The sequence below is a fragment of the Aliinostoc maniaoense genome (assembly GCF_058172895.1).
The window spans coordinates 1,264,019-1,290,667 of the sequence record NZ_CP187952.1; the positions used below are offsets into that span (position 1 = coordinate 1,264,019).

Sequence of the window (26,649 nt, forward strand, 5' to 3'; positions counted from 1 at the left end):
ATTTTGAATTGGAGCAAAGCGACTTGACTATTGACTATTAACTTCTTTCCATATAAAAGCTGTAGAAGCGGGGAGTTTGTTATATTTTTGACAGCGATCGCGCCCGGCAATTTTAGCCTGGTATAATGCCCGATCAGCCTCGTCAATAATTTCTTGAAAATCCGAGTTCGGTTGAGGGATAATAGTAGCTACACCTGCGCTGATGGTGACACAAATATTAGCTTGGGAACTGCAATGTGGTATGCCTAGCATCCGCACAGATTGACAAATAGCCTCAGCGATATGAATTGCTCCCTCAGCATCGGTTTTGGGTAAAATCACAGCAAATTCTTCCCCACCATAACGGGCGACTAAATCAGCAGGACGTTTGACACTATCTTGAATAGCTTTCGCAACTAATTGTAAACAGCGATCGCCTGCCCGATGACCGTAAGTATCATTATATGCTTTAAAGAAATCAACATCACAGAGAATCAAAGACAAAGATTGTTGCTCCCTAGCCATGCACTGCCATTCTTGCAAACAATATTCTTCAAATCTGCGGCGGTTAGCGATTTGTGTTAATTCATCAATTGTTACCAGGCGTTGCAATTCCCGGTTAGCAGCTTCCAGTTTTTGTTGGAGATGGGATTGTTGAATTAAACGCTTGACGCGTTGGCGCAAAACTGGCCAGTGAATTGGTTTTGTGACATAATCGATAGCACCGACATCAAAAGCGCGATCGACAGATTCTTTATCTTCTAGCCCCGTAATCATTAAAACTGGTGTATGCTTACTTTGATCTAGCAGTTGTAAGCGAGTACAACACTCAAAACCGTCCATGTCAGGCATAATGGCATCAAGAAGCACTATATCGGGTTGCAGTTGATGAAAAACACTCAACGCCTCTCTACCATCCTGAGCTTCCACTGTCCGATAGCCTTCATATTGTAGAGACAAACGTAACTGCGCCCTGATAAATGGCTCGTCGTCAACAATGAGAATTAAAGAAGGCTCTTGTGGGACAGTAGGTTTCATGATCTCTCCTGATTGATTTCTCTTTGCAAAGCAATTCTGACTCGCTCATACTCTTGACAAAGTTGAGAGCCAATTTCCGCAATATCTGTCAAGTTGTTACTGCGCCCCTGGGCTTCTAATTGCTTGCAAAGTTGTGCTAATAACACTGCTCCCACTGAGCCACTGCTGGATTTCAATTTGTGTGCTGTATTCCATATAGTTTCGGCATCACAAGTTGTGATTGCTACACTAATATTTTGGATCAACTTGGGAGCTTCTGTCAGGTAACAGTTAATTAATTCAGCAAATGCACCTGATTCTCCGCATAACATATTGCGTAATTCTTGCAGTATTTTCGTATCAATAGCAGTTTTTGTTAACAAAGGATTTGCGGAGATATCAGGGGTTGAGCCTGCAATTTTGTAACTGATGGGATGATCAAGTTTTAGGGGTTGACATTTAGCCAATGCTGTGGCCAAATCATTAATCTGAATCGGTTTACTAATATAGTCATCCATGCCAGCCGCTAAACACACTTCCCGATCGCCTTGCATAGCATTAGCTGTCATGGCAATAATATAAGGACGAGAATCATCACTCCAAGTTTGACGAATTGTGCGACTAGCTTCTAAGCCATCCATTTCTGGCATATTCACATCCATCAACACCACATCATAATTTTGAAGTTTTAATGCTGCTAAAACTTCTAAGCCGTTGGCTACCACATCAGCTTGATAACCGATTTTTTTGAGCATGAGTAGGGCAACTTTCTGATTAACTACCATGTCTTCAGCTAATAGTAATCGCAGTGGTATTTGCTGTGCTAAATTGCCATCAATCGGTTTGGCATGAGAACTAGAAACACTAGCTCGAATTGGCTGATTTTCTAAATTACGGGTGAGAACGTCGTAGAGTTGAGATTGTTTAATGGGTTTATGTAAATAAGTAACAAATTCTATCTCCTTCAAATCGGGATTATTGTCTGGTTTACCCCAAGAGGTGAGAATTACTAAAGGTATATCTTGATAACCAGAACGACTGCGAATTTCTCGCGCCAAGCTCAACCCATCCATTTCGGGCATCTGCATATCTAAAATGGCGATATCAAACTTGATTTTCTGATCAAGTAGAGCTAAAGCTTCTGCACCAGACGGCACAGCATAAGTTTGCATTTGCCAAGGTTCAGTTTGTAGGCGTAAAATTTTGCGATTGGTAGGATTGTCATCGACTATTAACAAGCGTTTACCGATTAACTGAATTGGCACAGTCATCACTTCATCAGCATTGGCATCTGTCACCACTGGGGCAGTGATGGCAAAGTAAAAGGTAGAACCGGGGGCTGAGACAGTAGATGATATGGGTTTTTTGCTCTGCCATCTAGGAGGGGGACTACCACCGACACATCCTTGGCTTTCCACCCACAAATAACCCCCCATCATCTTGCCTAAGCGTTTACTAATTACTAGCCCTAACCCTGTACCACCATATTTGCGAGTCATAGAAGCATCTGCTTGCACAAAAGGTTGAAACAGGCGTTTCATCTTGGCTGGGGGAATACCAATGCCTGTGTCTTGGATACTAAACACCAGTTCACAGCAGTTTTTTGGTTTGGGGGTACTATGTAAAGACAAAATCACTTCACCTTGTTCGGTGAATTTAATAGCATTATTGAGCAAGTTAGTGAGAATTTGCCGCAGACGAGTTAAATCACCGACAATTTGAGGGGGAACTTGGGGATGAATCAAATAAGCTAGTTCAATATTTTTTTGGGCAGCTTTGGGGGCTAACAAGTCAATTACTTGTTCTACGCAAGCTCGAATATCAACAGGTTGGGCTTCTAGTTCTAATTTGCCTGATTCAATTTTGGAAAAATCCAAAATGTCATTAATGATGGTGAGTAAAGCTTCACTACTGCTTAAAACAGTTTCTAAAAAGTCTCGCTGTTGCAGCGTTAATTCCGTATTCAAGATTAATTCTGTCATGCCAATAATGGCATTCATGGGAGTGCGAATTTCATGGCTCATCATGGCCAAGAAATCACTTTTGGCGCGATTTGCGGCTTCTGCTGATCGTTTTGCCTGTTCTAAGGCAAAGTTTTTTAAAGTCAGTTCTTCCCGTTGACGGGTTTCTTGTTCTAAGAGTTGTGCTTGGGCGAGGGCGATGCCTAATTGTGCCGCGACTGCTTCTAGTAATTCAATTTCTTCTGGAGTCCACTGCCGGAAATGGCTACACTGGTGTAAGCCGATCGCACCATTAGGTTCTCCTTGATAGGAGGTACGGATGGCTAGCATAGATTTCAAACCTATGTCTTGACAAATTGACACTTGATCTGATAGCAAAGGATCTGCGTAGACATTGGGTGAAGCGATCGCATGATCTTGAGTCATCATCTCTATAGCGTGGGGATTCCCTGACATGGGTATTTCTAGTGCCTCTATAGAGGAGAAACCAGCGACATTGTTATATTGTGCTACTAGGGGAATCCGGGGGAAGGGGTCGCTGATGTAAGCATGAATTAAACAGCGATCTGCTGCAAAAGCTTCTCCAATGCGAGTGGCAGCCGTAGCAAAAATTTCTTTAATATCCAGACTTTGACGAATTTCCTGGGTGATTTTTTCTAGGAGTAGTGTCCGATTTAATTGTTTTCGTAATGTTTCTTGTGCTTGTACCCATTCGGTAATATCTTTAATTGAACCGACCATCCGCACTGGATTACCTTGTTCATCCCATTGGGCAGTCGCATGAACTAACACCCACTTATATGTGTGATCATGGCAACGCAGGCGATACTTTATAGCATATTTGGGGATTTTTTGACTCAGATAATCTTGTGTCATTTTGATTACCCGGTCGGAATCTTCGGGATGAATGTGGCTATAACAATCTTCACAATTAGTGATAGGTTGATAGTCTTCGTCTCCTACTAACTCTGCCCATCGTGCCGAGCGAAATATTTCTTGGGTAATAATATTCCAATCCCAAATGGCATCTTGATTACCTTCAATGACTAATTGCCAGCGTTCTTCACTTTTACGCAGTGCTTCCTCGGCTTGTTTCCGTTCAGTAATGTCAACGGCAATGCCTCCGATTAAACATTGTTCTCCTTCACTACCAATCGGAAATTGATACACTAAAAAATCTCCCATTGTGCCGTCAGCAGCAGAGATCGATTCCACAACTTCTAGGACTTGATGACTGCGAGCAACTGTTTGAATATTCTTGAGAAACTTTTGAGCAAATTGACTCGGATAAATATCAAAGATGCTTTTGCCGATTAATTCCTGTAAAGGTAATTGCAAACTGCGCCGGTAATTCTCATTCACATAAATAATTTGTCCTTCAGAGTCTGTAATCCAGGCATGGGTAGGACTATGATTCATGAAGGCTTGGAAGCGTTGTTCACTTTGATGTAATAAAATTTCTGATTGTTTACGTTCGGTAATGTCACGATTAACGCTAATTGTCGCTATATTTTCTCCCTGTTCATCTAATAAAGAAACTATGGTAGTTTCACAAATCCCCAAGCTACCATCTTGGCGAATAAAGTTAATTTCACCTGACCAACGTCCATATTTAACTATGTCTTCAATAATGCTATTATTTAAAGCTGTATCTTCTTCGGGTTTATGTAAGATGCTGATCGATTCTCCGCAAATCTCGGTTTTTTTATAGCCAAATATCCTCTCGGCCGCAGGATTCCAGTCGAGAATATTGCCTGTTAAATCTGTGATGATCACAGCATCATAGATATTTTCAAAGGTGAGGGCTTGCCGACGTAGGGAAATTTCGGCTTGTTGGCGGTTGGTAATATCGGTTTGTATCCCTAGAAATTGGCTTAATTGACCTGTTTCGTCATAAATTGGAGAAATGCTTAATTCATTCCAAAATAAACTGCCATCTTTGCGGTAGTTTCGCAGAATTACTGTGCAACTCCTCCCAGCTTTCAGGGCTAATCGTAGTTCTTCGAGTCCTGGTTGCTTGGTGTCTGTACCTTGCAATAATCGACAGTTCTGCCCAATGACATCGGTATCACTGTAACCTGTAATTTGTTCAAATCCAGAGTTAACATAAATGATCGGATGGTTAGCTAGTCTGGCATCAACAATCACAATGCCATTATTTATCCCCGCCAATGCCCTCTCACGGAGTCGCAGGGTTTGTTCTACTAGTTTCAAGTCAGTAATATCAAACATGAACCCCCGCAGCATTACGGGATTGCCATCTGTCTGCACTACGCTCACAATGTCTCGTAGCCACACAACTCTACCATCGGCGGCTATCATCCGATATTCTGTGTAGAAGTTTTCACCTCTAGCTATAGCTGCTTGATAAAGACTTAATGTCTGTTCTCTGTCTTGGGGATGCAAATGATTGAGCCAAAAATTTTCTGCATACCATTCGGCGATCGCATATTCTAACAGAGTTTCTGCTTGTGACCCTACATAGGTAAAACGCCTGGTTTTTAAGTCTAATTCCCAAGGTATAACTTTCTCTGTTGCTAGTAGCTGTCGCCATCGGTTTTCACTGGCACGTAGAGCAATTTCTGTTTGTTGTTGTTGGGCAATTTTCTCAGATAGTTCTTGGTTGATGGCTGCTATCTGACGATGACTCATTTGGGTAAATTGTACCAAATAAGTTAATAATGTTAGTCCTCCAGCTGCTAAGATGCCGGCGAATAAGACAAAGGTGGGTAGAGGTGAATGTAAATCTGCTATCAACTCAGCACTAGGGTAAATCTGTAATTGCCATCTCACTCCGTACAAGTCAATATTGACTTGCTGCTGCCAAGATGACGGCACTACTGAGAATTGATCTTGACTATAAATTAAATCTTTGCCTGCAAAAATCTTAATTTTGTAACCCTCTGGTATCTGCACAATAGCATCAAATAACTTTTGAATGTCGAAAATTCCTAAGATAAATCCATTCAAGTCCTTACCACTAAATAAAGGTACACAGGCTAAAAGTCCCCGTCTACCTTGTCCTAGCTGTATTGTCTGCGTCAGCGTAGTTTGATGATTTTTACCTGCTATCGCTAAAATTGACTGTTGTCCACGGATTTGATTTAAGTCTATAGGCAGTGCAGTTGTGTCATTCCCTAATGGCACAGTCCACAACACCCGCCATGTTGGATCAATCCGTGCAATTGCTTGATAGCCGCTATATTCTTGGATATAGGTTGCGGTTTCTAGTTCCCATTGGCGTTGGGAAATCCCATTTTTTACTTGCGAATGTTTGTTAATCCGCTCTAAGGCTAAAGTGCGATAATTTAGCTGGGTGACTAACTCGGTTTTAGTTGCGATCGCCTGTTGTTGAATCAGCTGTTGAATACTATTTTTTTCTGCAACTATTAATCTCTGCCAAAGGATAATTACTACAACTACGATGACAATACCCACCAGCAATGGGAGGAATTTCTGATTACCCCAAAAATTCACAGATTTACCTCGGTGATGCTGGTGCTGCCTGTACACTAATTCACCCTCCAGCATTTGAACAGCTGTAGTTGCTTTTTTCTTTTTAAGAAATAAAAAAAATACATAGCAATCGTGCAACTACGCAAAATTGCTACAGTAAAACAATCTATACATAACTTTTTAACTTTAGGTCTTAATTTTATATTTATTTTTAAATCTTTCTAAATATGTTGATGTTTCTACATATTGATTTTTGTTATTTGAAGTAATTTTTGATGCCCCTCAAATAATTATTTATGTAAACACATAAGACTAATTCATCATATATGCAGTTATTAACACGTTATTACATTTCAATATCAATTAAAGGTTTTTAACTTTGTCAGGGAACAGAGTGAAGGTAAGAAGGCATAAAAATGTACTAAGTTTTTTCAGAAATCAAATTGGATTCCTATAAGTAATAAGTAATAAATAAGAAGTAAGAAATAAATTCCATCACTCATCACTCATTACTCATTACTCATTACGCATCACTCATTACTCATTACTCATCACTCATTACTCATCACTCATCACTCATTACTCATTACTCATTACTCATTACTCATTACGCATCACTCATTACTCATTACTTATTCCTACTCCCTCAATGTTATTTTTTGCAATAAATCAGCGAAAGGTTGCCAATTATCTTCCTCAGCAATTGCTTCCCAAACAGTTTCAATTACAGGTCTTAATAATGCAGTTTTAGGATTGTAATCAGCAAGAGTTTTACCAATATTCTCCATTTGATCTGGGTCAAAAGTATTTAAGATTTTGTGATAGAGGATGCACCAATTATCAAAAATCTCTGATTTGTCTGATGTGGGGACAACTTCGGCAGAATTGAGTATTAGTCCCGGCTCATCTCGCCACTTAGGGGAGAAAGTCCGCGCCATTTCCGAGAAAAACAAATGATATCCGACTTGGCTATCTTGCAAAAATTGCATAGTCAGGCGTAAAAGTTCATCACCTTCTGGTGCAACTAACTCGACAAACCCTAATTTTTTCAACATTAAAGAGCGATATGCAGCAAAATAATACTCACTAAATTTTGCTAGTCCGGCTTCTAAGTCAGCTTTATCAATGACTGACCTTAATGGTTGTTGGAGCAGTTCTAGATTTAATTGGCAAATGCCTGGTTGATGACTATAGCAATAGCGTTTGTAATAGTCAAAATATGCCGCAGTGAAATAAGGGTCATAAGTTGGAATAAACGCATAAGGGCCATAGTCAAAACTTTCGCCAGTGATAGACATATTGTCAGTATTGAGGACTCCGTGACAAAAACCCGCAGCCATCCACTGTGCAACTAATTCTGCAACTCGTCTGACTAATTCGCCATAGAATAAAGCATATTTATCTTGTTCATTAACTAAGTGAGAGTAATAATTTTCAATGACATGATCTAATAACTTTTGAATTAAGTCTGGACGTTGTATGTAGTACAACCGTTCAAAAGTGCCAAAGCGAATATGTGAACTACTCATCCTCACCATGACAGATGAGCGAGTAGGGGAAGGTTCATCACCACGCCACAAAGATAAACCAGTTTCAATCATACTCAGACAGCGTGAGGTGCGGACACCCAATTGATGTAATGCCTCTGCGGCTAAAACTTCCCTGACTCCACCTTTGAGAGTCAACATCCCATCACCACCACGGGAATAAGGTGTTCTCCCAGAACCTTTAGTGCCAAAATCATAGAGTTCGCCATCAATTCCCCGGACTTGGCCATATAAAAAACCCCGTCCGTCACCTAATTGGGGGTTATATTCCCCAAATTGATAGCCGTGATAACGCAATGCTAACAATGGTTTGCGACCTTGAAACAGACTAAAAGCTGTAATAAAGTCTTCATCCTCAACATCTTGGGGGTTCAGTCCCAATTTGGGTAATAAAGCATCATTGCGCCAGCGTAGAGTATGTTGGGGAAAATCTGCTGCGGCTACTTCATCATAATAATCATCACCCAAAGATTCTAAAGCTGGTTCGTAATTGAGGGTGAGAAAAGGATTGAGGGTGTTTTTGGTGTTGTGGGTTTCAGCTAAGGTCATTATGAGCCAAGCATAATTTATTCTTCTCTTAATAGTACATCTGACAGCATCTCTCGTGTGAGTTTAAATAAGCAAAACTTAGAGACTGAGTATAAAAACCTTATCTATAGACTGGAATAAATAGTTGTAATTATAAATTCCATTTTGATGTGCAAACAGCTACTTTAAGTCTTGGATGAGAAGCTAAAATCATGCTGTTTCACGAAAAACCAGATTGTGTATTTCTAGCCCTTATAGTTGCAATAAATGAAATACATATTGATCTGGAAATTAATCTAGGTTTATTTCGTTCATTCAATAGCTATCATCAATAAATCCTGATACATTGAAACTCACTAGGGTGTTTTATTCTCCAATATAAATTTTTACTTATATGTCTAATCTAATATTTATTTAATAATTGCCTTCTCAAAATGAACCACTTTTCCTGGAATACCTGTAAACTGATTTCAATGCAATTAAAGACTGCTTGAAGCAACCGCACAAAAGAAATCAAACCAGCAAATGTTAGTCATCTGAGTGATTTCTTAAAAGAAGTAATTATGCAGGACTAATTGAATATAGCGAAAATTTTCATGGCTTTTGCAATAAACATCAATGTTTATTTGCAGAGTTTGTGGTGAATAAAAAAATTAACCTGACCAATTAAGGAGATATTATGTCAGATTTTTTTAACCAAGTGTCTCGCCGTAAGTTTATCCTCACAGCAGGGGCATCGGCTGGTGCAGTGTTTTTAAAAGGTTGTTTAGGTAATCCCCCAGAAGCTAACACTGGCGGTAATAATCAAGCTGCTTCCACTGCTCAACCTGTTGCTAATATTAGTCCTGAACAAGCACCAGAAACTAACGCAGTTAAGTTAGGATATGTACCGATTGTAGAAGCTGCGCCGTTAATTATTGCTCAAGAAAAAGGCTTTTTTGCTAAGTATGGTATGACCAATGTAGAGCTTTCTAAACAAGCTTCTTGGGGGTCAGCTAGAGATAACGTTGAAATTGGTTCGGCTGGTGGTGGAATTGATGGTGGTCAATGGCAAATGCCTATGCCCCATTTAATTACTGAAGGTTTAATTACCAAAGGTAATAAAAAGATTCCCATGTATGTATTATGTCAGTTAATTACACATGGGAATGGAATTGCGATCGCCAACAAACACAAAGGTAGCGGTATCGGTTTAGACTTAGCCAGAGCTAAGGCTGTATTTTCCAAACTCAAAGCCTCACCCACGCCCTTTACAGCCGCTCAAACCTTCCCAGCCGTTAACCAAGATTTTTGGATTCGTTATTGGTTAGCAGCCGGTGGTATTAACCCTGATACCGATATCAAATTACTCACAGTCCCATCAGCGCAAACCGTCGCCAACATGAAAACAGGCACAATGGACGCTTTCAGCACCGGCGACCCCTGGCCTTATCGTATTGTCAAAGACAAAGTTGGCTACATGGCTGCATTGACAGCAGAGATTTGGAAAAATCACCCCGAAGAATATTTAGCAATGCGGGCTGACTGGGTTGACCAACATCCCAAAGCCACCAAAGCATTATTAAAAGGCATCATGGAAGCTCAACAATGGTGCGACAACTTTGATAACCGCCAAGAAATGGCTAACATTTTGTCAGGACGAGCTTACTTTAATGTCCCAGTTGATGTGTTAATTGACCCATTCATGGGTAAATATGACATGGGTGAAGGTCGCAAAATTGATGATAGGTCAATGGCTGCCTTGTATTGGAAAGATGAAAAAGGTAGCGTTTCTTATCCATATAAGAGCCATGATTTATGGTTCATTACTGAAAGTGTACGTTGGGGATTCTTACCCAAAGATTACATTGATAATAATGCCGCCAAAGCTAGAGCATTAATTGATAAAGTCAACCGCGAAGACATTTGGAAAGAAGCAGCAAAAGAAGCAGGAATTGCGGCTGCTGATATTCCCACAAATACATCCCGTGGCGTTGAAGAATTTTTTGATGGTGCTAAGTTCGACCCCGAAAACCCAACAGCATACCTCCAGAGTTTGCAAATCAAAAAAGTAAGTATTTAGTCTTTGGGCATTGGGCATCGGGCATCGGGCATTGGGCATCGGGCATCGGGCATCGGGCATCGGGCATTGTATTTTCTCCCCTGCCCCCTGCCCCCTGCCCCTCTGCTTCCTTGTCTCCCTTGTCTCCCTTGTCCCCCTTGTCCCCCCCTGCCCCCTACACCCCTACACCCCTACACCCCTTTTCAATTGTCATCTGAGGAACACAAAAATCATGACTGTAGCACAACGCAGAACTGCTAGTCCTAAATTTGATAACAGTTTTCTATCTCAACTGCAAAAGCAATTTCCGAATATTGTACCGCCAGCGATCGCCATTGGTATATTTTTAATTTTGTGGCAATTATTCTCTTGGACTCCGGGCGCGACATTACCAGGGCCAATTAAGGTAATACAAGAAACTTGGGAGTTAATTATTTATCCCTTTTATGACAGAGGCGGCATTGATAAAGGATTATTTTGGCAGATTTTTGCTAGTCTGCAACGGGTAGCAATTGGTTACTCCTTCGCTGCCGTCATTGGTATTGCTTTAGGCATTGTAATTGGTGTGAATAAAACCATGTCTAAAGCTTTAGATCCTCTGTTTCAATTATTGCGAACTGTACCCCCTTTGGCTTGGGTACCTATTTCCTTAGCTGCCTTACGCCAAAACGAACCCGCCGCCTTGTTTGTGATCTTTATTACCGCCATTTGGCCAATTTTAATTAACACGGCTGTAGGTGTGAAAGAAATTCCCCAAGACTACAACAACGTCGCTAAGGTACTGCAACTTTCCAAAAAAGACTATTTCTTTAACATTCTCATTCCTGCTGCCTTGCCCTACATTTTTACAGGGTTGAGAATTGCCATTGGTTTAGCTTGGTTAGCAATTATTGCCGCCGAAATCGTCATGTCAGGTATTGTAGGTATCGGCTTTTTCATCTGGGATGCCTATCAGAATAACTACATCAGCGAAATTATCTTGGCATTAGTCTACATCGGTGCAGTCGGTTTGTTACTAGATAAACTTATGGTTTGGGTGCAAAACCTGATTTTACCGACAGAACAGAAGTAATTAACAGTCAACAGTTGACTGTTAACTGTTAACTGTTGACTAATTGATAAGACTGATAGCCACAATTTAATTTTCTCATCATTATAAAACTTATGGACAACATTCAATAGCATAATGATGCCGCTATTGGATGAATCATAAAAATTACTAATCAATTCATTTAGAAATTGGCATTTTACTAATTGTTATTTTCAGGTAAACATAAGAGATAAGAAAATTTGCTCTACATAATATATTTCTGGATAAAATTATGGTCACACTCACACAGCTTAATCAAGCAATATCTAATTCTGGCAGACTGACAATTGAAACGGTAGAAATTGCCACTGAAACTACTGCTATTCGTTGTCTTGATTGGGATAGAGAACGGTTTGATGTTGAGTTTGGTTTACGAAATGGGACAACTTATAACTCCTTTTTAATTCAGGGTGAGAAAGTTGCCTTGGTTGATACTTCTCATCGTAAGTTTGAGGAATTGTATCTGGAAACAATTACAGGTTTAATTGACATTAATCAGATTGATTATTTGATTGTGAGCCACACTGAACCTGACCATAGTGCTTTAGTGAAAGACATTTTAAAATTAGCTCCTAATATTATCGTTGTTGGGGCGAAAGTAGCTATTCAATTTTTAGAGAATATGGTTCACCAGCCCTTTAAATCAATGCTGGTAAAAAGTGGAGAACGGCTAGATTTGGGTAATGGACACGAATTAGAGTTTATTTCTGCACCTAACTTACATTGGCCGGATACAATCTTCACTTATGATCATAAAACTACCATTCTTTACACCTGTGATGTGTTGGGAATGCACTACTGCGATGATCAAACTTATGATGAAAATTTCACCGCCATAGAAGAAGACTTTAAATATTACTATGAATGCCTGATGAAACCTAATTCTCGGTCTGTATTAGCAGGGTTAAAACGGATTGAGAAATTACCTATAGGAACAGTTGCCACAGGTCATGGCCCTTTACTAAAAGAATATATTCCTGAATGGATTGGACGTTATCAAAACTGGAGTTTAGAGCAAGCTAAAACAGAAAAATTAGTAGCTTTATTTTATGTTGAAGATTACGGTTATAGTGAGAGTTTAGTCAGAGCGATCGCCTCTGGTATTATCAAGACAGATGTGGTAGTAGAATTAGTAGCTCTCAATGACACCGAACCCCAAGAAATCAGAGAGTTAGTAGCACAAGCGGCAGGTTTAGTCATCGGAATGCCTCCCCAGTCTTCCGTTGTCGCTCAAGCAGCATTAAACACAATTTTGGCTGCTGCTCATAATAAACAAGCCATTGGCTTATTAGAATCAGGCGGAGGAGAAGATGAACCCGTTTATCCCTTACGCAATAAATTTCAAGAACTGGGATTAATTGAAGCTTTTACCCCTATTTTAGTAAAACAAACTCCCACCGAAATCACCGAAAAACTCTGTGATGAAGCCGGCACAGACATGGGGCAATGGTTAAATAGAGATCGCACAATCAAACAAATCAAATCTCTCAATAGCGAACTAGAAAAAGCCCTAGGGCGGATTAGTACAGGATTGTATATTATCACCACCAAAAAAGGAGAAATTCAAAGTGCAATGTTAGCCTCCTGGGTAATTCAAGCTAGTCTAAACCCCTTGGGAGTTGCAATTGCAGTTGCTAAAGACAGAGCCATTGTATCCTTAATGCAAGTAGGCGATCGCTTTGTGTTAAATGTCTTAGAAGAAGGCAGATATCAAGGATTAATGAAACATTTCCTCAAGCGTTTCGCCCCCGGTGCAGATCGTTTTGCTGGCATTAAAACATACCCGGCTGCCACCAATCAATCCCCCATTTTAGCCGATGCTCTAGCTTATATGGAATGTGAAATTACCAGCCGCATCGATTGTGGAGATCATTGGGTAATTTATAGCACCGTTCAAACTGGACGAGTCGCCGAAGTCAACGCACTCACCGCCGTTCATCATCGCAAAGTCGGGAATCATTACTAATTTGGGCATAGGGCATAGGGCATAGGGCATAGTTATTCTCCCTTGTCTCCCTTGTCCCCCCTACTCCCTGCTCCCTGCCCCCTACTCCCTGCTCCCTGCCCCCTGCCCCCTGCCCCCTGCCCCCTGCCCCCTACCCCCTCCCTCCCCTACTAACCTCCACTCTCCTCACAAAAGCCATGTACCATCCTGCTGAAGAACACTCAATTCCCACATATGAAATTAACCGGGGACGTGTTGTCAAAACCTTGGAATTTATCCAAGATGTGATCGTAATTTGTCTTTGTATTGGTTTATTTAGCTTCATGGTAATTCAAGTGAGAGATATGTTTCTCTCCTTGCTTCCGCCCTTAGATTTTAATGCTGTCACCGCAGACATTCTGTTTTTACTCATCTTAGTTGAATTATTCCGACTGCTGATTATTTATCTACAGGAACATCGAGTATCTATTGGGGTAGCTGTAGAAGTTGCCATTGTTTCGGCATTAAGAGAAGTGATTGTTAAAGGTATTTTAGAAACAAATTGGACTCAGGTTTTAGCCACTTGTGCCTTTTTATTAGTGCTAGGAGTCTTGCTAATTCTGCGAGTTTGGCTACCCCCCACCTTTGAAGGTATTGATCCTGAACAAGCAGTATCTAAACGCCATAAAAGTCGAGCGAAATCTCAATTAGTAAACACCAATAGCCGTTAATTATAGGGGAAGCAGAGGGGCAGGGAGCAGGGGGGCAGGGAGCAGGGAGCAGGGGGAGACAAGGGAGACAAGGGAGACAAGGGAGACAAGGAAGTAACAATGCCCGATGCCCGATGCCCGATGCCCCATGCCCTATGCCCTATGCCCCATGCCCCATGCCCAATGCCCAATTCCCAATGCCCATATCAAAAGAGGTAACTATGGTAACTAATACTGTAATAACCAATCGTAAAAGAGATGTACAGGTTGCTGAAATTGGTAAGAATACATTAGTTTTGCGATCGCGGACTTGGGAGCGACTAAAATTTGAGGTTGAGTATTCGCGCCAAAAGGGAACTACGGCTAATTCTTATCTAATTCAAGCTGATAAAAAAGCTTTAATTGATCCTCCTGGTGAATCTTTTACAGAAATTTACCTCCAGGAACTCAGACAACATCTAGATTTCAATACCTTAGATTACATTGTTCTCGGTCATGTCAACCCGAACCGTAGAGCGACTTTGGAAGTATTACTGTCTCAAGTGCCGCAAGTTACCTTAATTTGTTCTCGCCCTGGGGCTAATGCACTCAAAACGGCTTTTCCTGAGTGGGAGTCACGGATTCAAGCGGTACGCTCTGAAGATACTCTAGATTTAGGACAAGGACATCATCTCACCTTTGTGAGTGTACCTACTCCCCGTTGGGCTGATGGACTCTCCACTTATGATAGTGCCACCAAGATTCTTTATACAGATAAATTTTTTGGCGCACATATCTGCGAAGATACTTTATTTGATGAAGACTGGAAAATTTTAGACGCGGAACGTCGTTATTATTTTGAATGTCTCCATGCACCCCAAGCCAAACAAGTTGAAGTGGCTTTAGACAAGTTTTCTGCTTTCCCTGCCAAGTGTTATGCTCCGGCTCACGGGCCAATTGTGCGTTACAGCCTCAGCCGATTTACTTATGATTACCGTCAATGGTGTCAAGGGCAGAAATCTCAAGAATTAACTGTGGCATTGCTTTATGCTTCTGCCTATGGAAATACAGCCGTTTTGGCAAATGCGATCGCTCAAGGTTTAATTGAAAATGGCGTTAATGTCGAATCTATTAACTGTGAACTAGCAGATTCTACCGAAATTACCCGCATTGTAGAAGCAACCGACGGATTTATCATTGGCTCACCGACTTTAGGCGGCCATGCACCGACTCAAATTCAAACGGCTTTAGGAATTATTCTAGCTACAGCAGCTAAAACCAAATTAGCTGGAGTGTTTGGTTCTTACGGCTGGAGTGGAGAAGCCATTGATTTACTAGAAAGCAAACTCAAAGATGCTAATTATCGGTTAGGATTTCCATCAATTCGTGTCCGCTTCACTCCTACACTCGAAATTCTGCAACAATGTCAACAAGCAGGTGCAACCTTTGCTCAAAACTTAAAGAAAACCAAAAAAATACGCACTCCTCGCCAAGCTGTTACAACAACCCAATTAGATCGTACTGAACAAGCCGTAGGGCGGATTATAGGTTCTTTGTGTGTAGTGACAACTCGTGATGAAGACACTCACAAAGGCGTTTTAACTTCTTGGGTATCTCAAGCCACCTTTAACCCTCCTGGAATCATGATAGCGATCGCTGATGAACAAAACGCAGATTTAATGTCTCATCCCGGCAATAAATTTGTGCTGAATGTTCTCAAAGAAGGCAGAAATGTCCGCCGCTATTTTTCCCGCCAAAGCACTTTAGGAGATAACCCCTTCATCAATCTTTCTACAAAAGTTGCTGTTAATGGTTGTCTCATTCTCACTGAGGCGTTGTCTTATTTAGAATGCACAGTTCAAAATCAAATTAAATGCGGTGACAGATGGTTAATTTATGCAGTAGTGGATAACGGCGAAGTCTTTGAAAATGAAGGCTTAACTGCTATCGAATATAGAACGTAATTCGTAATTCGTAATTCGTAATTCGTAATTCGTAGTTGGTGAAGTTTTCTTGACTGTTTGCTCTGTTGTTTATAGCCCCCATTCCCTGTTCCCCATTCCCCATTCCCCATTTAAAACCTGCCATGCCTACATTTGTTGCTGTTGACCAAATTGATAAAGTATTTAATCTGACTGGTGGCGGTCAATATATTGCCCTCAAAGGTATTGACTTGCAAATAAAAAAAGGTGAATTTGTTTCTTTAATTGGTCACTCTGGTTGCGGTAAATCGACTTTATTAAATATGATTGCGGGTTTGGATTTACCAACTGAAGGTGTGGTGACTTTGGAAGGACAAAGAATTACCAAACCAGGGCCAGATAGGATGGTAGTATTTCAAAATTATTCTCTATTGCCTTGGCGGACAGTGCGAGAAAATATTACTCTGGCTGTAGATTCAGTCATGCGGGGTATGCCGGCAGCTGAACGCCAAGCCATTGTAGAAAAACATATTGATATGGTGGGTTTACGTCCCCATGCAGATAAACAACCAGGGATGTTGTCGGGTGGACAAAAACAACGGGTGGCGATCGCCCGCGCTTTAGCAATTCGTCCTAAACTACTATTATTAGACGAACCCTTCGGCGCACTTGATGCCCTGACACGGGGTAATTTACAAGAACAGTTAATGCAAATCTGCGAAGAAAATGAAGTTACCGCCGTCATGGTAACTCACGATGTAGACGAAGCTGTGCTGTTATCTGACAGAATTGTCATGCTCACCAACGGGCCAGAATCTAAAATTGGTGACATCCTCGAAGTTGATATCCCCCGCCCCCGCAAACGCATGGAAGTAGTAGAACACCCCAGCTACTACAGCTTGCGGAGTGAAATGATTTACTTCCTCAACCAGCAAAAACGAGTGAAGAAAATCCGCGCTCGCAAAACCGCAGATGTGGCTCGGCATGGGTTAGAAAAAGTTAACTTAGAAATTGGCTTTTTACCCCTCACCGCCTGCGCTCCCCTCGCCATTGCCAAAGAAAAAGGTTTCTTCACCAAGCACGGTTTAGATGAAGTCAACTTAGTTCGGGAAACTAGCTGGCGCGGTATCGTCGATGGAATGGCTGGCGGCTACATCGATGCCGCACAAATGCCTTCCGGGATGCCCATGTGGTTAACATTGGGAGGACACAACAACACACCCCTCCCCGTTGTCACCTCCCTCACCATGACTCGCAACGGTAACGCCATCACTTTAGCCAAACGCTTCTATGATCAAGGTGTACGTACCTTATCTGACTTCAAAAACTACCTGTTGCGTACCCGTGAACAACGGCACATCATGGGGGTAGTGCATCCCGCCTCGATGCACAACTTACTCCTACGTTACTGGTTAGCGGCTGGCGGAATCGATCCCGACATAGATGTAGACATGAAAACCATTCCTCCCGCTCAAATGGTAGCTGACTTACAAGCCGCCACCATTGACGGTTACTGCGTCGGTGAACCGTGGAACTACCGCGCCGCTATGGAAGATATAGGTTTTACCATTGCCACCGACTTAGAAGTGTGGTTAGGACACCCCGGTAAAGTCCTCGGTGTGCGGGAAGACTGGGCAGAGAGATATCCTAATACTTATATTGCCCTCACCAAAGCCTTACTAGAAGCCTGCCAATATTGTGCCAAACCCGAAAACGTCGAAGAAATCAGACTAATTTTAGCGGGTAGAGATTACGTCAGCACCGATGTTGACTACATCCAACTAGAAGATCCAGATACAAACACTTGTAGTTTAGATCATCCCATGCGGCAGTATGCTCACCATCAATTTTATGCAGATTCTGCCATTAACCGTCCCAGTCGCACCGAACAAATGTGGATTATGACACAATTAGCACGCTGGGGAGACACACCCTTTCCTAGAAACTGGGTGGAAATTGTCGAACGAGTGTGCAGCGTCAGGATATTTAGCACCGCCGCCAGAGAATTAGGCTTAGATATCAGCTACATCCGCCAACCCATTCAACTATTTGATGGTACACCCTTTAACGCTGACGATCCTATTGCCTACCTCAACAACTTAGAAATTAAACGTGATGTTTCCGTAGCCGAAGTTGTTCTAGACTCACCCACCAGAAGGGCAGCTTAACCCAAGCAAGGAGAGACAGATATCATCCGCGAGGAAATTTACTCCGTTCATCTACCTCAGAACTGGAATCACGAGGAAATTTACTCCATTCATCTACCTCAGAACTGGAATCACGAGGAAATTTACTCCATTCATCTATCTCAGAACTGGAATCACGAGGAAATTTACTCCGTTCATCTATCTCAGAACTGAAATCACGAGGAAATTTACTCCGTTCATCTATCTCAGAACTGGAATCACGAGGAAATTTACTCCATTCATCTATCCCAGAACTCCGCTCACGAGGAAATTTACTCCGTTCATCTATCTCAGAACTGCGCTCACTCTCCGCGTACCTCCCTCCGGGTTCACCAGTCGTCTACGGAGGGAAACCCTCCTACAACGCTGGTTCACTGCGCTTACCTCCCCACCCTCCGCGTTAAAAAAAAATCACCCCCATCATCACCATGCAAAACCTCACCACAACCCTCAGAGACAGACAAACCGCATCTTCCTTCACCAGTTCATTCTTAGAAATCAGAGACGTTACCAAAGTTTACCCCACCAAAAAAGGCCCCTTTACCGTCCTCGACGGTGTAAACCTCAACGTCGAACAAGGTGAATTTATTTGTGTCATTGGTCACTCTGGCTGCGGTAAATCCACCCTCTTAAATATGGTGTCAGGCTTTAACACCCCCACCACCGGACAAGTCTTACTAGAAGGGCAACCCATTACCAAACCAGGCCCCGATAGAATGGTAGTCTTTCAAAACTACGCCTTGCTACCTTGGCGCACAGCGTTTGAAAACATTTACCTAGCCGTTAACGCCGTTTACCCCAACAAAATCGAAGCCGAAAAGCGGTCAATTGTACGGGAACATTTAGCAATGGTGGGGTTAGGTGACGCAATGGACAAGAAACCTACCCAAATGTCCGGGGGTATGAGACAACGGGTTTCTATTGCCCGTGCTTTGGCTATACGTCCCAAGGTATTAATTTTAGACGAACCCTTCGGCGCATTAGACGCGATTACCAAAGAGGAATTACAGGAAGAACTGCTGAAAATTTGGAACGAAAATCGCTGTACTGTGTTAATGATTACCCATGACATTGATGAAGCGTTATTTTTAGCAGATAAATTAGTGATGATGACCAATGGCCCACACGCCAAAATTGGTGAAGTCATGAACATTCCTTTTTCTCGTCCGCGCGATCGCGCCCGCATCATGGAAGATCCAGAATATTATAAGCTGCGTAACTACGCCTTAGATTTCCTCTTCAACCGTTTCGCCCATGATGATGTCGGTTAACAGCGTTCCCAGATGACAAAGGTGGGAACTTAGTTTCTACCATCTCTCAGGGTGCAGAATATTGCGCCCTTTTTTTGTGGACTTCCAAGGGATTGTGATCACAAAGCTATTTCCAGAATGGGAAAGCAAAATCCAAAATTAAGATTAACTGGGATCTTCTTGCTCTATTCTCTTAAATAGTTTATCTGCCAGCTGTTGATCAGCGATCGCACCTTGAGTATCTCCCAAACTCTCCCGGACTTCACTACGTAATTGATAAGCCTCACCAGAATTGGGATGTTGCTTAATCATATACTCGGCATCTATCAACGCTCCTTTGTAGTCTTGTAGCTTTTGTTTTGCTTGTCCCCGCCAGAGATACACCCAGGTATTATTGGGGTTTAATTGGATAATTTGATTGTAATCAGCGATCGCACCTCGATAATCTTGGATCAGATTCCGTACTTGGGCGCGTTGTTGATAAGCAATCAAATTTTTGGGATTCAGCCGTAAAACTTCGTTATATTCTTGTATAGCCCCTTCATAATCAAGCAATCTCCTACGAATAGTTGCACGGCTGAGGTGAGCTGCAACATCATTTGGGATTAAGCGAATCACTTCGTTATAATCTGCCAATGCTCCCTCCTCATCCCCAGACATCATCCGTAACCAAGCACGACGTTTATAAGCATTGGCATCATTAGGATTTTTATCTAAAGTTGCAGTCAAACTATCAATTTGCCCTTGTCTTTTTTGAATTAAATGCTCATGCCTCTGCTGGGGAGTTGCCAAAAAGTAAGGTAAAACATTTAACCAACCAGGAAGTATTGCTTGCAGACTACCAACCATTCCCCCAAATAAGCTAATACAGTAGCAAATCACAAGTATTACTCTAGTAGTCCACTTACCACTAGCTTCGTAATACCTTTGCATTAAATCTTTCACTAAAGCATATTTAGCCGGGAAGGGTAAGTTTCCATAGCCCCATTTTTTCAGAGATTTGAAGATCACATATAGCAGATTATCTTGATTACTAACTGCATTTTGCTGGATTTCTTTGTGCAGTTTACTACTGACTTGAGCATTACGAAAATCTCCAGGGATAGTCAAAGCTACTAACATTAAAAAAAATAATATTCCTGGTTCTTCTTTCGCTACAAGCAAAAAAATCACTACCCCAATGAGCTTAAATCCCACATCAGCAAAAGGTAATCTAGAAAACAGCAGCAAATTAGCAATCTTTCCCCCATCTAAAGGATAAATTGGCAACAAATTTAATAAATTGAGAAAAATTAATATCCAACTTGTTTCTCGTAACCAAGCCAAACTATTAATAGTCTTAGGTGTCAACATTACTAAAACTATTCCCAAAACTAACCCCGGTAATGGCCCTGCTAGAGATATCCAAAATTTTTGACTCAAGGTAGCTTCGTGTTTGTGTCCTGTAGCTAAAGCACCTAAAAACGGTACAAATAAAACCGAAGTATCCCGATAACCAAAAAGTCGCATTGCTAGTATGTGTCCACCTTCATGGAACAGCAACACAACAATAAAGATCACCACAGTTTGAAAATTCAGAAATTTAGTCGAACTAGCTGCAAATACTGCCAAACTTCCTAAAAATAGCCAAGTCCGGGATTGTTTACCTAGTAAACCCTGCTGCATATACTGCATATATTGAAAACCTGCAACTTCCAGTTCCACAGGAATTTCTGTGAGCAAACTAGGATCAGTTTTGGCTTTTTGTCTGCGCTGATGCACTATACCTGCTGCTTTTTTATTACCTTGAACAATACCATGAAGTTTTTTTAGAGATGTTAACCAATTTATTTGCCATAATTGCGTATCTTTAATAGGTAAAATATCACCTTTTTGAGCCAAAGACTTGACATAATTACTCATATATATTTGTAGTGCCGGAGGAAAAGCCACTGGTGCTACAACACAAGCTACTTTCTCCCTAATTAATTGGGTGAGTTGATTTTGATGATGTAACCATTGAGTTGCAACTTCACTGGTATAAACATCTTCAACAATAGTATGGGGAATGTCTGCAATTAATCCGTGTGACTTACCGTTGACAGTTAACAATAAAGTTTTATCTTTAAAAAAAGTGTAAAATTCAATATCAAATAAATTTACCGGGTCAACCAAACGATGAGTAACTATTGTGGCGTAAGTTTTATACTCTTGATTGTATAAGAGAACTTCCCAATTAGTTGGGTGATCAACTGCCAACATGGGCTGATATTTGAGATAACTGCATGGCTTAAAGCCCAACTTGTCTAATTCTGCGATCGCACCCTGCAATAAATCTTGCCAGTAACGCGGCACTTGCTCCGCTTTCATAACTTGGTACTTAGGATATTGAAATCTAGCTTTGCGAAGCTGTAAAAAAGTAAGCAAATATTGGATAAACAGTAGTAAAACACAGGTAGCGATTGGGTAAAGCAGGTATGACATAGATAATTCCCAAATTTCACTATCCTTAGTATTCCCACTCTACGAGAGCCAAAATCACCCACTCATCACTCATCACTCATCACTCATTACTCATCACTCATCACTCATTACTCATCACTCATCACTCATTACTCATTACTCATTACTCATCACTCATTTGATGACACCAAAACGGTATAAATAAAAAATCGGTAAATCTCATCAAACTCAACACCCCACCCCCACACCCCCACACCCCTAATCTGGCATAACAGACTACCAAAGCCTAAAACCTTGACGTTACATCATTTACAGCATTGTCGGTCAAGCATAAGGCATCTTGATTATTAATCCCGTAAACTTTTTCAACATAAACACCCGACACTAGTTATAATTTCCTATAAGTTGAAAAAAGTCTTAAGATTAGCGTAAGAGTTACGCTTGTCTCATACCGACTAGCAAAAAATCAATATTAGGAGGACTATCTATGGCGTTGGTACCAATGCGGCTGTTGTTGGATCACGCGGCTGAGAACGGTTACGGCATCCCAGCTTTTAACGTTAACAACCTGGAACAAATTCAGGCAATCATGAAGGCGGCAGAAGAAACAGATAGCCCCGTCATTTTACAAGCTTCCCGTGGTGCGCGTAACTATGCAGGTGAAAACTTCCTCCGCCACTTAATTTTGGCTGCGGTAGAAACCTATCCTCACATTCCCATTGTCATGCACCAAGATCATGGTAATGCTCCTTCTACCTGCTACTCAGCTATCAAGAACAACTTCACTAGCGTGATGATGGATGGTTCTTTAGAAGCTGACGCTAAAACCCCTGCCAGCTTCGAGTACAACGTTAATGTTACCCGTGAAGTTGTAAATGTAGCTCATGCCTTGGGCGTAAGTGTAGAAGGTGAACTTGGTTGCTTGGGTTCTCTGGAAACAGGCGCAGGTGAAGCTGAAGATGGTCACGGTTTCGAGGGTACACTCGACCACTCCCAACTGTTAACTGACCCCGATGAAGCTGTTAATTTCGTAGAAGCAACCCAAGTAGATGCTCTGGCTGTAGCTATCGGTACAAGCCACGGTGCTTACAAATTTACCCGCAAACCCACCGGCGAAATTTTGGCTATCAGCCGCATTGAAGAAATTCACCGTCGTCTACCTAACACCCACTTGGTAATGCACGGTTCTTCCTCCGTTCCCGAAGATTTAATCGCTTTGATTAACGAATACGGCGGTGCAATTCCCGAAACCTACGGTGTACCTGTAGAAGAAATCCAAAAAGGTATCAAGAGCGGTGTACGTAAAGTTAACATTGACACCGATAACCGCTTGGCTATCACTGCGGCTGTCCGCGAAGCTTTAGCAAAAGCACCCAAGGAATTTGACCCCCGTCACTTCCTCAAGCCTTCCATTAAATATATGCAGAAGGTTTGTGCTGAACGCTATCAGCAATTCGGTACTGCTGGTAACGCTAGCAAGATTAAGCAAGTTACTCTTGAAGATTTTGCTGCTAAGTATGCTAAAGGCGAACTGAACGCTGTCACCAAAGCTGCTGCTAAAGTTTAATTTTAGTCAAAGATAAATAGGGGCAATTATTTGCTCCTGCAAAGTTTTTGATATAAATATAAATCAACCGGGGAATTGTTAAATCTCCCGGTTTTTTATTGTCGTAATTTTCTATGAGTAATACCAATTCTCCAAAATTAACCAACAGATGCAAAGCTTGAAACCCAGATGGTATCTGAATTTTTTAATTGCGTAAAGCCTGCGGCATAGCTGCGCTTAGAGCGGAGCGGGGCGTTAGCCCATTGCGAAGTGCGAATTGGTATAAAGTGAGGTGCAGATAATGTTTTGAAACGCAGAGGTACGCGGAGTAAAGCGCAGCGAAAAGTTCTGGAGGAGGGTTTCCCTCCGTAGGAAACTTTTCAAGAGACAGGTACGTAGAGATTTGTACCTCAGCAGGCTAGAAAACACTATAATGCTGTCCTCTCCATAAATAAATTTAGGGGCTTGTATCCTTTTTTCTCTGGTCACAAATTCTCTATCTCCTCCTTGACCAAAGTTGCTATCTTCTCGGCTGCACCACTTTCGCCTCTGGCATTTCTAAGCTTATTTCTCATTGCTTCTAATTTTTCTGGATGAGTCAAAAAGTCTAAAACCATCTCCCCAACTGCTTCAGCGTCGAGTTTACCTACTAATTCTGGGACAATTTCAGCTTTTGCCCAAATATTTGGCCAGGCTAATAAACCTTTGCGTCGGAGAAATAGCCAGTTGATAATTTTGGCGAAACTAGAACCTACTCCTGGTAAATTAGCCAACAATCCTGGTAAACCATCCCAAGAACGCATAGCATCAAGTTGTTGTGTAGGTAATAACACAACCATTGGCACACCCAAAGCACCCAATTCGGCTGTATTTGCTCCCACGGTGGTTAAGCAAATGCAACAACGGGATAGTAAATTATAGGCAGGATTTTCTTGATGTAACTCTACATTTAATCCTTTATCTGTTTTCAGTACGGGGTATTGACTAATGTCTTCTGGTAAAACTAAAGCAGCACTAGAGAATTGAAACGTTTCTACAAACGGGTTGTTTTGAGGATCGGCAAAACTAGCTATAGTCTGTAAATCTAAAGTTGCTGCCACAGGAATCGCAAAACTAATTTCAGGTCTTTTACTGTGGATATATTCAGCAATTTTGAGCATTAAAGGCACACCTTGGGTTAATTTGGCGGCTTTTGACCCAGGTAAAAGACCGATAATTGGTGATTGGGAATTGGGAATTGGGGATTGGGAATGGGAAACTAAAGATTGCGCTTCTTGCATGATGTCGCCGACGACTGTAAATTTGTCGGCGTATTTGGGGGAGACTTTGGCAGCGACTTCAGCTTTCATGACTGCAAAGCGGTCAATCAAATTATGCCATCTGGCTTCCCATTCGGCGTAAACTACTGTACGATATCCGAGTTTTTTACCGATGATGACAGGGAAAATTTGATCGCCACCTAAGAATATAATGATACCGCGATCGCTCCAATCCCAATTTTCTACAGTTTTACCCCAGAGTAAAAATTGCCAGAAATGCTCTGCTGATTGTACTCTGTCTACTTCAGGATAAGAAAGGGCGATCGCTGCTTCTTTACCGCTAGCATTGGGACACGGTGACAAAACTACAGAAATCCTCACCTCATCACGGTTATTTCCTAACTGTTCTCGTAAAGCCTTGACTACTGGACGTACCCAAGTCGTTACTTCCCCTGGGCCATTGGAGAGAATGAGAATATCTACTAAATCCATAAGTTCAAAGTAAACATTTATATAAAAAATTACGGACGTAAAAGGGTACTGATAAAATTACAACCTATGTATGATAACGTCTGTAAGTTCCTGGTTGAACAAAGAATGTTGAGCGCAGTCCCTACCTATAACTTGTTTAGGTAGGGTAAGCGAAACCCAAGATCGTGGTAAAATATAGTTGGTACGGTAAAAGGCAAAGCCTGGAGACACGACCATTTTTATATTAGTAATTACTAGTTTTGTTGCTATTATTACTAATTTTTTTACTAGAGTGTCCGTAGGCAAAAGTTCCAACGGCACACTGAGAACGCCAGTTTTTCTGGTAACGCTATTTTTAGCGAATGAATCCCCATCTATAATCTTTGATTTAGATGGGGTGCGTTCAATCATTTTCTAGTGATTTTGCAACTTGGTTGCTGAATGAGCCAATTGCACTCACTCAACTAAGTCCATCGGAATTATCCCTCGAACCCATACGGGCAGATGCACTAATTTTGTTACATTCCGATGAAATTGTCCTCCATCTAGAATTTCAAACCAGACCAAAAGTCGATATTCCCTTTCGCATGAATGATTATCGCTTAAGAGGGTATCGCAAATTTCCCCAAAAAAAAATGCGTCAGGTGGTAATTTATTTACAACCAAGCGATTCTGAGCTAGTTTATCAAACAGAATTTATTTTAGAGAATAGCTGGCACAGATTTGACGTAATTCGACTGTGGGAACAGCCAATAGCAATATTTTTCAATTACCCAGGTTTGCTACCGTTTGCAACTTTAAGCCAAACCGATAATCAAACGCGAACCTTAGAAGAAGTGGCTCAAGTTATTGAAGCAATCGAAGACAACAGAATCCGCAGTAATCTTGCTGCATCAACAGCCGTGTTATCTGGGTTAGTATTAAATAAGGACGTGATTAAAAGAATTTTGCGGAGTGATATTATGCGCGAATCTGTAATTTACCAAGATATTTTACAAGAAGGTCTTGAGCAGGGTATTCAACAAAACACTCAAGAAATTGCCATCAAAATGATTAATAAAGGTATTAGCCTGGAAATAATTGTTGATGTCACAGGTTTAACTATTGAACAGTTGCAAAAATTACAGGCTCAAACAGAAGACACTCAAACCCAGTAACTTTATACATAAATTGGTTATTGATCAAGATATTTGGCAGTAGAGAGCTAAACTTGAAAAGTCCTACAGGTATTTTCTATTTATACAAAATAGATATCCTTCCATCAACTCAATCAATTTTTCAGGCGTTAGTGATGGAACACTGTCAAAGAATTTGGTCAAAGTTACAATAATGACTGAACAA

14 protein-coding genes are annotated in these 26,649 nt (G+C 41.4%); 9 read left to right on the forward strand and 5 right to left on the reverse strand.

Features of this window, described 5'->3' with window-relative positions; translation table 11 throughout:
• Positions 1-27: 27 nt before the first annotated feature.
• From ACPZ3T_RS05690 to ACPZ3T_RS05700, 3 genes are all read right to left on the reverse strand, one after another.
• The gene (locus ACPZ3T_RS05690) at positions 28-1,017 is read right to left on the reverse strand and encodes a diguanylate cyclase domain-containing protein (protein ID WP_490274224.1); all 990 of its coding nucleotides are present in this window, start codon (positions 1,015-1,017) and stop codon (positions 28-30) included.
• Positions 1,014-6,470: a PAS domain S-box protein gene (locus tag ACPZ3T_RS05695; RefSeq protein WP_490274226.1), complete on the reverse strand. Its 5,457-nt coding sequence runs from the start codon at positions 6,468-6,470 to the stop codon at positions 1,014-1,016. The genes ACPZ3T_RS05690 and ACPZ3T_RS05695 overlap by 4 nt, the downstream gene beginning before the upstream one ends.
• 581 nt (positions 6,471-7,051) lie before the next feature.
• Positions 7,052-8,509: a protein adenylyltransferase SelO gene (locus ACPZ3T_RS05700; protein ID WP_490274228.1), complete on the reverse strand. Its 1,458-nt coding sequence runs from the start codon at positions 8,507-8,509 to the stop codon at positions 7,052-7,054.
• A 658-nt stretch (positions 8,510-9,167) separates the two neighbouring features.
• Between ACPZ3T_RS05700 and ACPZ3T_RS05705 the strand changes: the two genes are divergently transcribed.
• From ACPZ3T_RS05705 to ACPZ3T_RS05735, 7 genes are all read left to right on the forward strand, one after another.
• Positions 9,168-10,550 (forward strand): CmpA/NrtA family ABC transporter substrate-binding protein, encoded by a 1,383-nt coding sequence (locus tag ACPZ3T_RS05705; protein ID WP_490274229.1) that lies wholly within the window; start codon positions 9,168-9,170, stop codon positions 10,548-10,550.
• A 211-nt stretch (positions 10,551-10,761) separates the two neighbouring features.
• Positions 10,762-11,601, forward strand: coding sequence for a nitrate ABC transporter permease (ntrB, locus tag ACPZ3T_RS05710; protein WP_490274230.1), 840 nt, complete (start codon positions 10,762-10,764; stop codon positions 11,599-11,601).
• Positions 11,602-11,851: 250 nt separating this feature from the next.
• A complete protein-coding gene (locus ACPZ3T_RS05715) occupies positions 11,852-13,585 on the forward strand; it encodes a diflavin flavoprotein (RefSeq protein WP_490274232.1) in 1,734 nt (577 codons plus the stop codon).
• 176 nt (positions 13,586-13,761) lie between these two features.
• On the forward strand, positions 13,762-14,274 hold the full coding sequence (locus ACPZ3T_RS05720) for a phosphate-starvation-inducible PsiE family protein (protein ID WP_490274234.1): 513 nt from the start codon (positions 13,762-13,764) through the stop codon (positions 14,272-14,274).
• Positions 14,275-14,474: 200 nt separating this feature from the next.
• Entirely contained in the window at positions 14,475-16,196 is a 1,722-nt protein-coding gene (locus ACPZ3T_RS05725) for a diflavin flavoprotein (RefSeq protein WP_490277129.1), read from the forward strand.
• A 122-nt stretch (positions 16,197-16,318) separates the two neighbouring features.
• On the forward strand, positions 16,319-18,322 hold the full coding sequence (locus ACPZ3T_RS05730) for an ABC transporter ATP-binding/substrate-binding protein (protein ID WP_490274236.1): 2,004 nt from the start codon (positions 16,319-16,321) through the stop codon (positions 18,320-18,322).
• Positions 18,323-18,768: 446 nt separating this feature from the next.
• Positions 18,769-19,611 (forward strand): nitrate ABC transporter ATP-binding protein, encoded by an 843-nt coding sequence (locus tag ACPZ3T_RS05735; RefSeq protein ID WP_490274238.1) that lies wholly within the window; start codon positions 18,769-18,771, stop codon positions 19,609-19,611.
• A gap of 144 nt (positions 19,612-19,755) precedes the next feature.
• Here the strand turns inward: ACPZ3T_RS05735 and ACPZ3T_RS05740 are convergent, their stop codons facing one another.
• Entirely contained in the window at positions 19,756-21,939 is a 2,184-nt protein-coding gene (locus ACPZ3T_RS05740; RefSeq protein WP_490274240.1) for a site-2 protease family protein, read from the reverse strand.
• 580 nt (positions 21,940-22,519) lie between these two features.
• Between ACPZ3T_RS05740 and fba the strand changes: the two genes are divergently transcribed.
• Positions 22,520-23,599: a class II fructose-bisphosphate aldolase gene (gene fba / locus ACPZ3T_RS05745; RefSeq protein WP_490274242.1), complete on the forward strand. Its 1,080-nt coding sequence runs from the start codon at positions 22,520-22,522 to the stop codon at positions 23,597-23,599.
• Between the two features lie 464 nt (positions 23,600-24,063).
• On the opposite strand, the gene ACPZ3T_RS05750 is transcribed toward fba, so the two are convergent.
• Complete coding sequence (locus tag ACPZ3T_RS05750) at positions 24,064-25,329, reverse strand: glycosyltransferase family protein (RefSeq protein ID WP_490274244.1); 1,266 nt, start codon at positions 25,327-25,329, stop codon at positions 24,064-24,066.
• Between the two features lie 371 nt (positions 25,330-25,700).
• Between ACPZ3T_RS05750 and ACPZ3T_RS05755 the strand changes: the two genes are divergently transcribed.
• Positions 25,701-26,465: an Rpn family recombination-promoting nuclease/putative transposase gene (locus ACPZ3T_RS05755; RefSeq protein ID WP_490274246.1), complete on the forward strand. Its 765-nt coding sequence runs from the start codon at positions 25,701-25,703 to the stop codon at positions 26,463-26,465.
• Positions 26,466-26,649 lie beyond the last annotated feature (184 nt).

Bases quoted from the DNA above. Each gene is read 5' to 3' on its own strand.
- ACPZ3T_RS05725 (WP_490277129.1), top strand. From the start codon at position 14,475: ATGGTAACTAATACTGTAATAACCAATCGTAAAAGAGATGTACAGGTT.
- ACPZ3T_RS05705 (WP_490274229.1), top strand. From the start codon at position 9,168: ATGTCAGATTTTTTTAACCAAGTGTCTCGCCGTAAGTTTATCCTCACA.
- ACPZ3T_RS05720 (WP_490274234.1), top strand. From the start codon at position 13,762: ATGTACCATCCTGCTGAAGAACACTCAATTCCCACATATGAAATTAAC.
- ACPZ3T_RS05750 (WP_490274244.1), bottom strand. From the start codon at position 25,329: ATGGATTTAGTAGATATTCTCATTCTCTCCAATGGCCCAGGGGAAGTA.
- ntrB (WP_490274230.1), top strand. From the start codon at position 10,762: ATGACTGTAGCACAACGCAGAACTGCTAGTCCTAAATTTGATAACAGT.
- ACPZ3T_RS05730 (WP_490274236.1), top strand. From the start codon at position 16,319: ATGCCTACATTTGTTGCTGTTGACCAAATTGATAAAGTATTTAATCTG.
- ACPZ3T_RS05755 (WP_490274246.1), top strand. From the start codon at position 25,701: ATGGGGTGCGTTCAATCATTTTCTAGTGATTTTGCAACTTGGTTGCTG.
- ACPZ3T_RS05735 (WP_490274238.1), top strand. From the start codon at position 18,769: ATGCAAAACCTCACCACAACCCTCAGAGACAGACAAACCGCATCTTCC.
- ACPZ3T_RS05700 (WP_490274228.1), bottom strand. From the start codon at position 8,509: ATGACCTTAGCTGAAACCCACAACACCAAAAACACCCTCAATCCTTTT.
- fba (WP_490274242.1), top strand. From the start codon at position 22,520: ATGGCGTTGGTACCAATGCGGCTGTTGTTGGATCACGCGGCTGAGAAC.
- ACPZ3T_RS05715 (WP_490274232.1), top strand. From the start codon at position 11,852: ATGGTCACACTCACACAGCTTAATCAAGCAATATCTAATTCTGGCAGA.
- ACPZ3T_RS05740 (WP_490274240.1), bottom strand. From the start codon at position 21,939: ATGAAAGCGGAGCAAGTGCCGCGTTACTGGCAAGATTTATTGCAGGGT.
- ACPZ3T_RS05690 (WP_490274224.1), bottom strand. From the start codon at position 1,017: ATGAAACCTACTGTCCCACAAGAGCCTTCTTTAATTCTCATTGTTGAC.